This is a genomic window from Mesorhizobium sp. RSR565B (genome assembly GCF_054719465.1).
Genome location: NZ_JBTTIE010000001.1, coordinates 3,635,606 through 3,650,316, shown reverse-complemented (window position 1 = coordinate 3,650,316; position 14,711 = coordinate 3,635,606). Strand labels below are relative to the sequence as shown.

Below are 14,711 nucleotides of genomic sequence, written 5' to 3'. Positions count from 1 at the left end.
TTTTCACGGTGAGCCGTGTAGAGTTCTCAACTGAATGTCGCACGTGCCCTTGCGAAAACACCAGATCTGCGCTCAGAGATTGCAGCCCATTTGGTTGAAAAGGACGCCGGCGCATTCAAGCCGCAGATAAGTCACATGGAAAAGCAACTTAGCGAAGGCGAGATCAAAGACGCCCTCGACGACTTGTCGTGGCAAAAGCTTAAGACTCACCTGGACGCGATCGAGTTCGATGAAGCGCTCGCCGGTGAACTGCTGGGCCACGTAAGGCGATGCGGGCGGTTAGTTCTCAGATATCCAGACCCGAAACGCGAGAAGCTACGAGACCAGCTGCTCGACGGACTGGCCGCATATCTCAAGGAACGCTTGGGAGACGACGCGCTGTCTCGCTTTGAGAGCGTCCGCGCGACGTTTCGGACGATCGAGGATGGCTATCGTGGCATTCTCACATTGCTCGCTCGCGCTGAGGTATCGAAGTTGCTGCCAGACGTAAGGGTAGCCGCCTACCTACAGCGCGCAAACGCTCAGTATAAGGACGTAAATAAGCGCGCCGCTGCAGCCATACGCCAGGGAGAAACCCTTGAGGCCATGGCAGGCGTTCTCCTGAAGGACGACGATGGCAACGACTTTTCGCCTGATGCAGCCTCCGACGCGATCGTCAAGACTCTGACCAGCACCCTGTTGATGGAAGGGTATACCAACGATTGGTTCGACAAGAATGGCCTGCTCGTCGTGCCAGATTTCGAACCTGCGGATGAGGAAACCATCTACAAGGCGGGCTCCACCGAGGTCCTTGGTATCTGCTGGGGTCGGTGGGAACGCACGGAGGAACACCGCAGATTTCTAGAGACGGAGTGGACCGAACTGACGGGCGAGGCCCGTCCAAAGGGGTTGCCCGACAATATTCAGCGCGTAATCGACACAGGCCCGACGGAAACGTGGCTGTGGGATTTCATCGCCAACGAACGGCTGCAGGACCGTCTGGTGCAGACATTCCTGGAGATGTCCTTTGAAACGCGAATGCGTCAGGGATTACGCGGCATCGCCGGCCCTGCTCCTCTGCTTCCAGATGCTTACGTGTCGGCCGAGGAGGCTCATTCGGCCGTATCGTTGTCCGCAATATTAGGCTACGCGGTGGTCGAGGATCTTGCTCGGCCGGGCAAACTCCGCTTGGTCGAATGGCTGCGTGGCTACGCATTCCTGAAAGGCCTGGCGGAGGAGCGCTTCGACAGTAGCCCTGCTGGCGTAATCCTTATCGAAGAGGCCGAGCTGTCCGCCAAATTGCAGCAGGTGGGGCTCTCTGCGGAGGCGACACGGATCTTTCTCGGGCATGTGTCTTTGGGACGGACCAGCCGCGATATGTATGACTGCCCGCTGGTAAGGACCTCTAGCGGCAAGCTTATTCTCTTCGCTCCGGCCGTTCTCGCAACCCATATTGTCAGCGTCGTCCTCTCAAACCTCTCCAGACTGCGCGAGCAGCTGTCACGAAAGGGAGCCGCTTTCGAGACCAGCGTACGCAAGTTTTTCACTGACCGCGAAATGGATTGCCGGGGCTTTAAGGTCAAACGCGAGGCAGAGGTATATGAATTCGATGCCGTTCTTGTCTGGGGCGACCGTGTTTTTCTGTTTGAGTGTAAGAATCGCAGCCTCTCGGGCCGAAACCCCGCACAGGCGTATTACTTCGCGCTCGAAAACCGCTCCAACGCGCGCCAACTGCAGCGCCAAGCAGACGCGCTTCGGCAATATCCAGATATCCTAACCGAGGAATTTGGCCCTGAGGCTGCGAACAAGGAGGTCGTCCCTTGCATACTAAATTCGCTGCCTTTTTCTTTGCCAGGGTTGCAGGATGGCGTCTACTTCACGGACTGGTCTGCTGTTACGAGGTTCTTCCAGGACAGGTATGTGCACGCAAAGACGGCACACCACGTCACCGATGATGTGACTTTGCTGCATCGATCCGCTCTCTACGATTTATGGCTCGGGGATCAGCCGACGCCGGATCATTTCATCCGGGCTTTGGACAACCCCTTCCAATTGGAAATCGTGGGTAACCACATCGACATCCATCGCAGCATATTTCCCGTTGGACCCGAGATGGCGGTGGTTTCTCGCGAATTCATGCGGGAAAACACCACGGCGGAATCCATAGCTGAGACTTTGGGCGCTTCCCCAGATCGGCTGCGGGCCGATATCGCCAAGGTTGGACGCGCGGTTAAGAACGTGCGTGCAAGGCATAAACAGTCACTCCTACGAAGAGAAGATCGCGCGTGGCGCGAACGTCGAAAGCGGCGCCCGGACTTAGGCGAATAGGGAGAGGCCAACCGCCTTCAATCAGCTCCGCGGAGGCATGCTGGCAGCGTCCAGGCGACGGTGAATCAACGAAACAAGCGACAGCAAGTCTTCGGCGTCTTCCTTTGACATCGCCCAGTTTATTCGCGCCTCGTGTGCGGTGGGATTGCGGAACATCCCGAACGTCCCTTTCAGGAGATTACCGAAGCCCTTCTGCTCGTCCTGCTCGCTTTTCGTAGCGAGGGCATTGATTGCCAGCATCGGAGGTGTCCCCGAGAACGCCCTGTCGACGAGCACGGCGCCGTCGTCATCGAGCCCGGTGCGGGACCGCACCTTGGCGGCGATGCTTTTCACCGCTTCGAGCACAGCGTGGAAATAGTTGTCCTGCAGCAGTTCTTGCCGACAGAACTTCATTACGTCCGGATGCACGCCTCGTGAAGCGAGGTCTTCGCGCAGCTCTCGCGCCCGCCGCTCTGCCTGCCCGAGCGTCTCGACCTTTTCTGCCTTCGATAGCTCGCCAGAAGCGGCGACCGAAAGCCCCGTGAACGCGAGCGCCCGGTTGAGGTTCGCACGCATTGGTTCGAAGCGTTCAGGCTCGCGGACAAACCGCGCCGGCTTCATGGCCTTCCGGATGAACCCAATGATGCGAGTGCGATCGCGGCGCGTATTCTGCTCATGGGCGAAGGCGTTGTAGAGGCGATGTCTTTTCGTGATGGCGGGATCGGTATCCTTGATACGACAGCTCGTCAGAAGGTGACCAATTTCGGGGCCTCTCAATCCTCCGACGTATCCGCGAGTGCATCCGCAATTGCCTGCAGCTGTTCTTGGGAAAACGAAGCCATAACAACCCCTGTGTTCTGACGTGGTAGCGTATCAGCCCCAAATTGTCACAGAGCATGTAGAATCCCTCGATAGCCAAGCGGCGACAGGTTCGAAGCGGACAACCGCCAAAGCCTCAGGACCTGAAGCTGAAAGGCCCAAAAGGGAGGTTATTGATTTATGACGTTCAGTCATCCTCTCCGATTCAGTAACGCAGCCCAGTCGATTGCCGCAGTTCCGCCAGCGAGTGTAGGAGGGGCATCAGCCCGAAAGTAATTTTCGCCCTCTCGAAAATCCACCGCGAGGATCTTCTCATCCGCGAATATGCAATTCGAAAAATCACATTTCTCAAAAGCATATTTATAATTCGCATGAAAATTAATTGAATCAATCGAGTCGACACGAGTGATACCGCAGTTCTTGAACATGGGTCTCTCAAATCGACCGTCAACCGTTACGCGCTTCCATCCCACTATTGTTACGCCGTTAAACGATGCATTTTCCCATCTATCAATTTCGCATTCGTCATCGAAGAGAAATTCCCCTCCGAAATATCTTACTGAGGCAAACCCTGGAATGTAGTGCCAGTATACAGGATCATCGTCGTAGTGGTAATCCTGTTCTGGCTCTGCAACGTAGAAGGTGATGCTTCGGCCGGTATTAAAACCGGCCTCGTCTCCCGACCGCATGACGCCGGAAATCTCTTCTCGATGCCGGTTGCCGTGATAGTTGCGCATGTGATCTTCGACAAAATCAGCGAGCAGGTTCATTGCGCTCCGCGCGTAGTCCCCTTGCCCGCTATGAATGAGCACACTTAGAGTAGCGACACCGGCAGACACATGGGATGGTTTGCTTGGCTCGCTCAAAAGTTTAGCTCCCTCCTGAAGCAGTTTTGGGCGCCCTTCGTTCTCAGCTTGATTGGCCTGCCTAACGCTAATGGAACCTCGCCAGCTAACCGTGCAGAAAGTTACGAGCGCGAACAGTGCAACACCGAAGGGGGCGAGCGCTTGGGCCAAGCGGGTATCATGCTCGCCATCGAAGCCGTCACTGAAAATGATCAGAAAGCGATTACGATAGCTACGGCCGTGAACGTCGCACTGACGATCGACAGCACATACCAATGCTTTTCGGCGATAGTTGGCCATTCGCCGGTTGAATCCTTGCCCCTACGTTCGATCACATAGTCCCCCAGCCTTCACGTTTATCCGCACGCACATGTCAGCGTGGCGTTAGTCTTATAGCGCTACCGATTCAATCATGGCGCTCGATAGCCACGGGGAAGATCGATGTAAGGTCTTCCTCCACGTCTATCTCGAATTCGGCGGCGAGCGCCGAAAGCTGCAATCCGAAGATTGCCCGCAACTCCCCTAACGCCACGAAATAGCCGGGCGTCAACGGGCGGTAGCCATGATCATGCCACCGGATCGATGATCCACTATCGACGTCGTTGCGCAGGCGATAGGCGATGTTTCGGTAGTCCGGCAGCGCATCCTCCAGAAAACGCCGGGAGGCTGTGCGCAGATGCCGGACACGGCGTGCAGCTGGCGAATGCTCGGGAAGGTCGTTCAAGATTTGCGTGAGCTCATTGCGAATCTGAATCACCGACTGATCAACTTGGTCCGGAACCTCGAAATGCATCGGCACGTAGAGCACACGCCGATTCTCTAAGAAATTGAACAGCCGCAAGATCACCGTCCGTTGTGCGACTGGCGGATTCCAGCTCGCGCTAATACTTAGGAACCCGATGCCGGTGAGCCTGCTTCGAATGGCATCGAAGCTTCGCCGAACGATTGCCATCTACTGCCCCCCACTCCAGATTCTCATCATTGGCGCGGTAGGATGTAAAAGGAAAGCCCGGCGTTTGGCACGGCGTAACTCGCCGCAACCATCTAATGAGATCGTTGACGCGCCGACGCGCTTGCGCTGTTTCCTGTGAGAGGAGACGAAAGAGAGCCACGACCTACATTGCGGCCCGAGCAATGCCCTCCACGATGATTTGGAACATTTCAATCTGTTGCTGATATTCGCCCTCCAAGACCTCTTGTTTAGCGGGCGTATTGAATGTGGCCTTGACCAAATTGCTATCTGGCCGCTCGCGGACCTATCGCCCAGGTTTCTTTGCGCGGATGTTTCCCGCGGGAAAATGGAAGCTGACCCTTGACCCGAAAATCTCAGGACATTTCCGGCTGGCTCAAGATGGCGAGGTGGAGCTTAGCTGCCTTGATATCGTGTCGATTTCGACCAGCAAGGCGCTTCTGTGGCACACCGTCGAGATACGAGCTCGTGGCAGAACAGACACCCTTTCGGCATTGTCGGGTGACGCGGCCACACAACTGGCCGCAGACCTTCATGCCTTCATCAACACTCACCTGTTTGGGCTTATCGCCACCGAGAAGGATCGCCTGCTCGATGTCGACGAAAGGCTTCGCGAGCTTACCGAAGGCAACAGACAGTATCTTGCACAGGCCGATCTGGGCAGGGCTGTTGCCGGCGTCCCCGGCGCCGCAGCGGCCGCCCTCTCTCACCCGCTTCTAAACCCAGACATGATGCCGGTAGGACTTAAGGCCTCCCTTCCGGCCTCGTTCGCTATGATAACGGACCCGGCCGTTCGCCATGCCTACAACGAGGCGTTCGTCAGCTCGGAACTGACGAGGTTCCAGCCGTTCTTCGAAGATCTCGACCGGCGATCGTTTTCCGATCAGCAGCGCGAGGCTTGTATCCGCCTTGAGGACAACAACCTGCTGGTGGCCTCGGCAGGATCCGGCAAATCCGCGACGATGGTCGGCAAGGTCGCCTACGTCCTGGAGAAACAACTCTATCGGCCCGACGAGATCCTGCTCCTGGCCTTCAACAGAAACGCAGCCGATGAACTCAGGACGAGGATCGCGGCTCAGTTGCAGGTCGCGGAGGACGCCTTGGAGTGTCGCGTCACGACATTTCATGCGCTCGGGCGCGGAATCATTGAGGAGGTCGAGGGTCGGCCACCGCAGCTCGCCAACTGGGTGGATCATCCCGCTGGCGAAACCAGGGGCATCGAGGCGATAATCCAGAACCTTGTCGAGAGCGATCCGGAATTTGCCCGGATGTGGGCCGAGCTTCTCGTCGTGCATCCCAAAGCCGACATCCCGATTGAGGTATTTGGCGGGGAGGCCGACTATCAGCGCTACGTATCGGACACCCTTAGAAAGGGTAGCGCCACGATCGGTTCCTTGTCCGCCGTGATCGTAAAGTCGTTGCAGGAGAAGAAGATCGCCAACTGGCTTTGGCTGCATTCAGTCGCCTTCGAATATGAACGGCAAATTGCGGTGGAGGAAGACGGTGGCAGCGTCCGCCATCTGCATCCGGATTTCTACTATCCGCAGACCGAAACTGTGCATGAGCATTTCGCGCTCGATGCGGACGGAAGCTCACCCTTTGCGGACTACGCCGAGCACGCCGAGAACAAGCGGCAGGCATATCGCCGCAATGAGATCGATTTCTTCGAGACCACTTCCGCTCAAGCCAGCGACGAGACGCTGCTCAGCACGCTTGAGTCTGAACTGACGCGTCGCTCAATACCTTTCGAGCGAAAGAGCTACGCCGAAATCACCAAGGCGCTCGATCCGGTCGTTATCAAGCACTATCACCAGCTGATATCCACCTGCTTGAAGCACATACGTGCCAGTCACCTCACGCTCGACATGCTGCTCGAACGTGCCAAAAACTTGCATGACAAGGAGCGTGGGAGGCTGTTCGCGCGCGCGGTCTGGCTGATCACTCAAGGGTACTCCCGAAAGCTTGAGGAAACCGGGCGGATCGACTTCGATTCGATGATCGCGGATGCGGTGCGGCTGGTCGAGACTGGCCGATATCGAAGCCCCTATTCCCTCATTCTCGTGGACGAGTTTCAGGACATTTCCGAGCCGCGCGCTAACCTCATCAAGGCGCTCAAACAGCAGAAAGCGTTCAGCAAGGTGTTCGCGGTCGGAGACGACTGGCAGTCGATCTATCGCTTTGCCGGATCGGACATCACGATCTTTACGCGGTTCGAAGCGAACTTCGGGACCAGTTGGCAGGGGCGCCTGGAGCAGACATATCGCTGTAACCAGCTCATTGCCGAGACGGCCGCCAAGTTCGTCCAGCGCAATCCCGAACAGATCAAGAAGTCCGTCCGCTCGACGCGCCCGGCCGTCTCGCGATCAATCCGTGTCATTCCCATCGATGATCAACGCGACAAGCCGGACTTTGCGGTGGCATGTCAGCGCCTGCTCGAACGGCTTGATGCCGCTCTGGGTACCATCGCCGACCGGTGGCGCGGCGAAAAGCGCGGCAAGCTCAAGGTTCTGGTTTTGTGGCGCTACAACGTCCTTGATCCATTCGAGGGGCGGCCGCCGTCCTTTGCCAACATCGAGGTGACCGGGCTGTCGTTTCACAGGGCCAAGGGCCTCGAGGCCGACTACACGGTGCTGCTCGATGTCAGCGAGGGCAACTACGGCGTACCAAGCCGCATCGAAGACGACGAGCTGTTGAACCTGGTGATTCCTCGCCCCGAGACCTTCGCTTACGCGGAAGAACGGCGCCTGTTTTACGTGGCGCTGACGCGTGCCAGCCGAGGGGTCTATATGCTCACCAACCGCCGTCAGCCATCCCGCTATATCCACGAGCTTTGCGAGATCGCCGGCGATGAAGTCCGCTTCGAGACGATTGAGGGAGCCGAATTGAGCCAATGCCCGGCCTGCCTCGTCGGCCAATTGGTGGAGCGGCGCAACAAAGACGGATCGATGTTTCGTGGATGCAATCAGTTTCCGGACTGCAAACACACTGAACCGACGAGTGTAGTGCGAAGACGGTAACCGTCTTCACCCATTGTGACGGCGAACTTGGATCCTCTACGACTCACGCCAACGAGCATTGAGCCGAGCTTTGGCCTGACAGGTAGATTTATCTCGGCATCGCCCAAAATTACGGTATACGAAAATGGGCGATGCGGATTTGACCCCATACCAGGAGCGAATACTTGAATGATCAAAACGAAGCCGTGACGGCTGATCTGGTCGGGCTGACGGCAGACATTGTCTCTGCCTATGTCAGCCAAAACCCTCTGCCCGTCGCTGCGTTGCCAGACCTCATCGCGTCGATCCATTCGTCGCTTACAGGCCTTGGTCAGCCGAATGTGCCTGGGCCGTCTCAGCAGGAACCCGCCGTCAATCCAAAAAGGTCGGTAACACCGGATCACATCATCTGCCTGGAAGACGGGAAGAAATTCAAATCGCTGAAACGTCATCTTGCGGTTCACTATGGGCTGGCTCCGAACGAATACCGCGAAAAGTGGGGATTGAAGCCAGACTACCCGATGGTAGCACCGAACTACGCGGCCCAAAGATCTACGCTCGCGAAGGCTGCGGGGCTCGGACGCAAACCGCAACCAACGCCGGCCAAAAAGGCCCCTGCCAAACGCAAACCCAGGGCTTAGTGAAGCCAAGCTGTCGGAACGTCCAATCTCGGGCGCTTCAACAGGTGCGGGTAGCCAATCGAGACCACCCGCGCGTCCACCATAATTCCGGGCGATCTTCGGCGACGTTTGCGCTTTAGACTGAGCGTCGCCGATAGCAGAAGAGTGCTTCCTCGATAGTGGGTCTCGCGATGTAGCGGTCTCCCGCTACCAGCCTACCTTAAGCTACTGAAATTATAGAAAAAACGCCGACCTATGGTAGGCGCCCTGTCCGAAAAAATCTTCAATGATTTTCAGGACCTAGCCTGCTACCGTTGTGACGCCAACGAACGTGTTGCGACGCTTCGCAGACAACAAACTGTGCCTCGAGAGACGTGATTTGCGGGAATTGGCTGAAGTCTCCACCTGCGGACCCATTCGGTCCCGATTCCGAGGCGTAATCGACGCGGATTTTCGAATGGCGCGCCCATGTCGCACGCCAGCCCTCAACGCTCGGCGGCTTATGCCCAAGTTATCCAGCTAAATTAAGCAGTCTCATCGGGCGGGCGCTCTGGATTCGCCGACGCCAATCCGCGTGAGCGTACGCGGATCGTCTGACAGATACGATCAGCGAGAGAAGCGAGCGCGCCCTGCACAGTGCGTGCCCCAAGAACGGATTGGAGGGTAACGGCCTGTGTTGCAAACCTATGTTTGAAGGCCTCTCCGCCACAGAGGAAATCGACCAATCCCAAGCCGTGATCAAACGACCACTGTATATACTCCGTAATCAGGACCGCACCCGGCGACGCTCGGCTAAAGTCAGGGTCGTAGGTGGTAACGAATGCCATCATGACGTTGTGCTGGACGATGTTGATGGAAACCGCGACCATCGCACCATTGCATTCAAGTACGAAAATGCGCAGCACACCGGCGCGTGACAGCGCGTCCACCAGGGCGGCAAGAACCGGCTCGCCCTCTTCGAAAAGGTCGGATTCACGCGTGTGCTTTTCCAGCCATCTGCGCTTCAGCGCCGACAGTCGCTCCAGCAATGGCTGCAGCGGCTCGTCAGCCGACAGGAGGCGGAATTTCACTTCGCCTGTTTCTTCCAGTATCTTGATGCCGCGCCGATAGTTCTGGCGCATCTTTTTCGGCTGGTCCGCCAGCCATGCTGCTCCGCTGGCCCACTGTCCAGCGACGCGATAACTGACTTCCTCCCGGTGATTGGCGCGAAGCTTGACGCCGCTGGAAGAGCCCGGTGTAAAAATCCTGCGGGCTGCCGCATCCGGCGACAGACGATTGATAAAAGCAAGATCGAAGCCACCCGCCGAACAGATCCGGTTCCAGAGGTTCTGGAGGGCCGATAGGGAGCATTCCGGCGCGACAAGAATATCACCATAGTCCGTATAGCTATTGGCGGCCCATTCGAGGAGCCGAAGTCCTTTTCGTCTGCCGATCGCCAGGGGAATGACAGCGACCAGCCTGTCATCGCTCCATACCAGGCCGATCCGCAGCGAGCGCCGGTCGCGGTCACGCACGGTGCTCCACCATGCCGAAACCCAGGCATGGCTCTGAAAGATCAGTGCATGGGTACGATGCCATAGGTCTACCCATTCGGCTTCGATGGCGGCCAGGCGATCCGTCGAACTGACGATTTCCAGTCGCTCCGCACCAACAGCGTCAATCGAAGCCATTTTGTTCATGGTTGGAGACGGTCCTGCGGCTGCGCGACATCGATGCGCTTTTGAAAAAGTCGCATGATATGGTTTGCCATTTTCTTGAGCGGCAGCACGTAAAGTCCGAAAAGCGACTGATAGTCGCGTACGTCGCGATCTATCAGTCCAAACTTGAGGTCTTCGTCCGGATCCGGGATGAACTGCGTTCCGAATATGCGATCCCAGAATGAAAAAAGCAGCCCGAAATTCTTGTCGTAGTGGCGAGGGTCGACACTGTGATGCACCTGGTGCCAGTGCGGACACAAGATGACGCCGTTCAACCGGCCGAAGGAAATCTTCAGATGCGTGTGGCGAACAAAGTCCATCATGAGAATGTTGCGAATGACATAGACGTTGATGCCAAATATGGCGATCTCGACCGGATCAAGCGCAATCAGGCTCCACAAGCCGAAACTGATCCCCGGTATGACGCCGTCCCAGATCCGGTTCATCAGATCGTCCAGGGGGTGAACCCGGTCCTTGGTGATCCCAACCATCACTTCGGCCGAATGATGCACCTTGTGCAATTCCCACAGGAACGGGAAACGGTGCTGGGCAACGTGATATAGGTAGTAGGAGATATCGTAAGCAACGAGCATGGTTGCGGTGAAGAGGATGATCGTCACTGGGCCGGCGGGGCCGGGTATCAGCGGTTGCGAGATGCTGAAGAGCCAGCCGACTGCCTGGTTTGTTGCATATCCCGTGGCGGCAACGAAGGTGACACCGGCGGGAATGAGCAGGAAGGGCATCACCAGCCTTTTCGTGATCCAGAACAATGCGTCCGCTCGCGCCGATGGGTGCATGATGACTTCCGCGGGAAAGGCGAAGTCGAAAAAGTCCCGGAAGGATTTCTGTTCGACCGTTCGCCAGTAGGCGACCACCGCGCTCCCCAGCGCCGTGAGCAACAGGAGACCGAGTGTCAGCAGATCGATGTGTGAGAGTTTTTCCACGATCACTCTGGCGAATTCCGAAAACATCGATGCAGTGGCTCCTAGGTGGTGAAATGGTGATCCGGCTCGTCGCGAAGCACATATTGCCAGGCCTATCATATGCTGCCCGCAACTGTGTATCGGGATGCGACTGGCAGAACAATCATGGCCAAATTAGCAGATCAACGGTGTCAAAACCGCTAAATATCTGAACGTAATTAATGTCGAACGCTGCGCCTGCAACCTGCCCGTTATCGGGTCTGCGGCGGACTTGGCGCGAGCCGGATGACTACTCCCTTTTCGCCTACTTGGCCACGCCATGCGAGGCGTTCGGCTGGCTGCCTTGCACCAAAACGCGGCGAAACCCAGCCGCCCTGGCCCGGTGTGTCGCCGCCGGAACGGATGTGGATCGCTGCGTCTGGAAAGTGGATAGTCATCAAAGGTTCAGCGCCGCGCAATATCGTGACAATGTTTCCATCCCTGTTGGCGTGGAGGTCGGCGGCGAGTTGGAAGACGATCTCAGCGACGCGGCTGCCGCCGAGCAGTTGGTCGGTCACGAGGATGCCGTCGCCATCGCGTGTCACGGCGCGTTGATGCACAACGCCGAAGCGGCCTTTGTACCCGTCATGTCGGGCACACAGCCTCCAGTGCGGCCCCGGCTCGCTCTCCACCAATGTCGCAACCGCCTTGTGCGACCAGTTGAACGCCCCGGAGATGATGCTTTGGCTTTTACCCTCTAGGTTCAGCGTGTTGTGCGCCGGCGTCGAGCGGAACCAGTCGCGCCAGCCTCCCCCCGAACCATAGAGCCATGTGCCGGGGTCGACCAGCACCGGATCGCCGTCAATGCACAGGGTGAGCGACAGCGCGTCGGCATGACCGTGCGCCGCTATCGAAAGGTAGCCCAGCGGGCCGTGGTCGTATGTCAGATGGACGTTGCGACCATTCATCTCGCCGCGCCAGACGGAGAGCCCGCCTTGCGTGAATGTATGCAATCCATTCGGCACCGGCGCCGGCCGCGGTGGCGCGCCGAAGAAAAGCGCACGAAAATCGCCAGGCTCCGGTGCGCTGCCCGGCATCCGTAGAAAACCACGGATGGCGGCCGCGACCGATCCGACATAATCGGTTTCGCCCCCCAGCGTGATCACGCGGCCTTCATCATTGTCGCCGAAGCCGCTGGTTTTCGGCGGGAGCCAGCCTGCGAAATTGGCGAAAGCGGCCAAACGCGCTTCGACGGGCTGGGGAAAAGGCAGTCCGGCCTGGCGCGCCGCCGCAGCGCACAGCAGGAAAAGTTCGGCACTGAAGGCGGCGTAGGTCGGGGTCTGCTCGGCCCCGGCGCCATCGGCCAGGATCTGTTTGAGCACCTCAGCCAGGAGCGACTCGCGAGCCACCTCGGCCCCGAAAGCCAGACCGATCAAATATTCGCCAGCCAATTCCGCGACGAGATGGTTGTTGGCGGACGAAAAACGGGAGGGAAACCGCGGCAGCCAATAGGCGCTTGCCGCCAGTATTTCACCGACTTTTTCTCGCGTCGCCGCGCCAAGTCGGTCGCCGACGAGGTCGAGCGTGACAATCAGGCTGATGGCTCGTAGCGCGACCTCGATGCCCGAGGCCCAGCCAACGCCCCGAAATGGTGGGTTGGCGAAATGCCAGCTCTCGATCGCCGCCTCGATGGCCGCACGGGATTGATCATCGCCGGTGAGAAGCAGATGGGCAGCCAGTGGCGGCAGTTGCTGCAGCCGGTTGATTTCCCAGACATATTTTACATCGCCACGGCCGGTGGCATGGCGAAAATCGATATCGAAAGTATGGGTCTTGGGGCCTGGCCAAAGCCGGCCGGTCACCGGATCAAGGCGCCAGAGCTCGGGTGGAAAGAGAGTATAGGGGTCTCGCTGTGGCCAGGTCTGCCCAAGTGCTGAAAACTGGCCCCGAAGAGTGTTTTGCGCAGCCGCCTCGATAGCTTGCCGCTGGGCTGGTGTCGCAGCGGCCGGCACAGCATTCCGCAATCCGTGCAGCACCGGGTGCAACTGCGGCGACGCATAGCGCTGCCAGCCGTTGTCGCGGCGGCGCGAAACGGTCCTCCGGCGCTGCTCGTCCAACCGATGCAATATCTCGGCCAACTCCATGCTGCGCAATCGGTTGAAATACCACCCGACCCTCATCCGCGCTCCGCCAAGATTTTGATCCTCATACACCATCCCGTCGAAAAAGCGTGTGGCGGCATCCTCTTTTCCGTTCCCGCGGTTAATATCTTCGGCCATGACGCGGAGTTTTGCGATGAGAAAAGTTGTCTACGTCATAGCGTGCGCGCTTGGCATGGCTTTGTCAGCCGAGGCGGCGCCGATCCCGCTTGAGCGCGGCGTTGGCGTCCATGAATGGCTCAACTGGTCGCCGGTGGAGAAAGATGGTTCCTACAAATGGCCGCCCTATCGCAGCGAGAAGGAATGGCTTGCGGGCGGCAGGCCGCTCACCGATTGGCCGGACGGCGACCAGTTTGGTCGCATTCGATCCATGGGCTTCGACTTTGTCCGGCTGAGTGTCGACCCTGGCCCTCTGCTTGCCAGCGAGGGCGCCAAACGACAACAGGCGCTGGACATGCTTGCCGCTGCGGTGCAGCGGGTGGTTTCAAGCGGGCTCAAGGTGGTTTTCGATCTGCATGGCGTCAGCCAGGTTCCGGCCTACAGCATGGAAATGATCCATGGCGGGGCCGACAGCGAGGGTGTTGCCCGCTATCGCAAAATGGTAGTGGCGGTGGCTGCCATGCTGATCAAAATTGGCGCCGACAAGGTCGCCCTCGAGCCCTATAACGAGCCCGCCTACTACCCTTGCGATTCAAGCGGCAGCGATGACTGGCAGCGGATCATGGCAGGCACGGTTCGCGATATTCGCGCCGTCAGCAGCGAACTCACCATCGTCGCGGCCGGCGCCTGCGGCGGGAGCATCGCGGGACTGGTCAACCTGGACCCCAACTTCGACGACCCCAACGTCTATTACAGCTTCCACATGTATGATCCGCACAGCTTCACGCACCAGCGGGCCGATGACAAGAACGCTTTCTCCTCCGGCCTTCCCTGGCCTGCCGACGCCAGCACGCCCGAAGTGGTCGCCGAAACCCTCAAGGCGCAGATGGACGCCGCCGGCTTGAGCCAGATCGAAGAGGTGATGAACATGGCCGCGGCGCGTGAAACGATCGCCCGATACTTTGAGCAGAATTGGGGGCAGAGCCAGCTCGAAGCGGGTTTCCGTCAGGCGGTCGACTGGGCTGAAGCCCATGGCATAGCGAGCAGACGCCTGTTCGTGGGCGAATTCGGCGTTATCCTGATGTCTGCGGATGGCCGCATGGGAGCTTTCGATGCTGATCGCCTGCGCTATCTCATGGCAGTGCGCAGAGAGGCGGAACGCTTCGCGATGCCGTGGTCGGCCTGGGAATTCTCCAATCCTTACGGAATGAGTGTTATCCAACCCAAGGGGCCTGCGATCCCGGACCGGGAGATGTTGCGGGCACTGGGCCTGCCATAACTCGTCATCGGGTCAGGATCGGTTCGAGCGGTCTGCCTG

10 protein-coding genes are annotated in these 14,711 nt (G+C 58.3%); 4 read left to right on the top strand and 6 right to left on the bottom strand.

The features are described from left to right. Nucleotides 1-135: 135 nt before the first annotated feature. Nucleotides 136-2,307, top strand: a complete 2,172-nt coding sequence (locus ACYG9R_RS17730) for a nuclease-related domain-containing protein (protein WP_031204031.1) — start codon at nucleotides 136-138, stop codon at nucleotides 2,305-2,307. Between the two features lie 21 nt (nucleotides 2,308-2,328). On the opposite strand, the gene ACYG9R_RS17725 is transcribed toward ACYG9R_RS17730, so the two are convergent. The 3 genes from ACYG9R_RS17725 to ACYG9R_RS17715 form a co-directional block, all read right to left on the bottom strand. Then, entirely contained in the window at nucleotides 2,329-3,063 is a 735-nt protein-coding gene (locus ACYG9R_RS17725) for a TIGR02391 family protein (protein ID WP_245260028.1), read from the bottom strand. Nucleotides 3,064-3,296: 233 nt separating this feature from the next. Beyond that, nucleotides 3,297-4,250 (bottom strand): hypothetical protein, encoded by a 954-nt coding sequence (locus tag ACYG9R_RS17720; protein WP_155923202.1) that lies wholly within the window; start codon nucleotides 4,248-4,250, stop codon nucleotides 3,297-3,299. A 106-nt stretch (nucleotides 4,251-4,356) separates the two neighbouring features. Continuing rightward, entirely contained in the window at nucleotides 4,357-4,902 is a 546-nt protein-coding gene (locus ACYG9R_RS17715; RefSeq protein WP_155923200.1) for a DUF6650 family protein, read from the bottom strand. 272 nt (nucleotides 4,903-5,174) lie between these two features. On the opposite strand from ACYG9R_RS17715, the gene ACYG9R_RS17710 reads away from it, so the two are divergent. Further along, nucleotides 5,175-7,937, top strand: a complete 2,763-nt coding sequence (locus ACYG9R_RS17710) for a UvrD-helicase domain-containing protein (protein WP_245260027.1) — start codon at nucleotides 5,175-5,177, stop codon at nucleotides 7,935-7,937. 164 nt (nucleotides 7,938-8,101) lie between these two features. Continuing rightward, entirely contained in the window at nucleotides 8,102-8,557 is a 456-nt protein-coding gene (locus tag ACYG9R_RS17705; RefSeq protein WP_081726813.1) for a Ros/MucR family transcriptional regulator, read from the top strand. 503 nt (nucleotides 8,558-9,060) lie between these two features. On the opposite strand, the gene ACYG9R_RS17700 is transcribed toward ACYG9R_RS17705, so the two are convergent. The 3 genes from ACYG9R_RS17700 to ACYG9R_RS17690 all read right to left on the bottom strand — a co-directional run bounded on the left by ACYG9R_RS17700 (nucleotide 9,061) and on the right by ACYG9R_RS17690 (nucleotide 13,414). Beyond that, a complete protein-coding gene (locus tag ACYG9R_RS17700; RefSeq protein WP_023696861.1) occupies nucleotides 9,061-10,215 on the bottom strand; it encodes a GNAT family N-acetyltransferase in 1,155 nt (384 codons plus the stop codon). Further along, nucleotides 10,212-11,204 carry a sterol desaturase family protein gene (locus ACYG9R_RS17695; RefSeq protein ID WP_023686296.1) on the bottom strand — a complete coding sequence of 331 codons (993 nt, stop codon included), beginning with the start codon at nucleotides 11,202-11,204 and terminating at the stop codon, nucleotides 10,212-10,214. Before ACYG9R_RS17695 ends, ACYG9R_RS17700 begins: the two co-directional genes overlap by 4 nt. Before the next feature lie 203 nt (nucleotides 11,205-11,407). Then, nucleotides 11,408-13,414: a heparinase II/III family protein gene (locus tag ACYG9R_RS17690; protein ID WP_023671805.1), complete on the bottom strand. Its 2,007-nt coding sequence runs from the start codon at nucleotides 13,412-13,414 to the stop codon at nucleotides 11,408-11,410. A 16-nt stretch (nucleotides 13,415-13,430) separates the two neighbouring features. Between ACYG9R_RS17690 and ACYG9R_RS17685 the strand changes: the two genes are divergently transcribed. Further along, entirely contained in the window at nucleotides 13,431-14,672 is a 1,242-nt protein-coding gene (locus tag ACYG9R_RS17685; protein ID WP_031199190.1) for a glycoside hydrolase family 5 protein, read from the top strand. The last annotated feature ends 39 nt before the right edge of the window (nucleotides 14,673-14,711 follow it).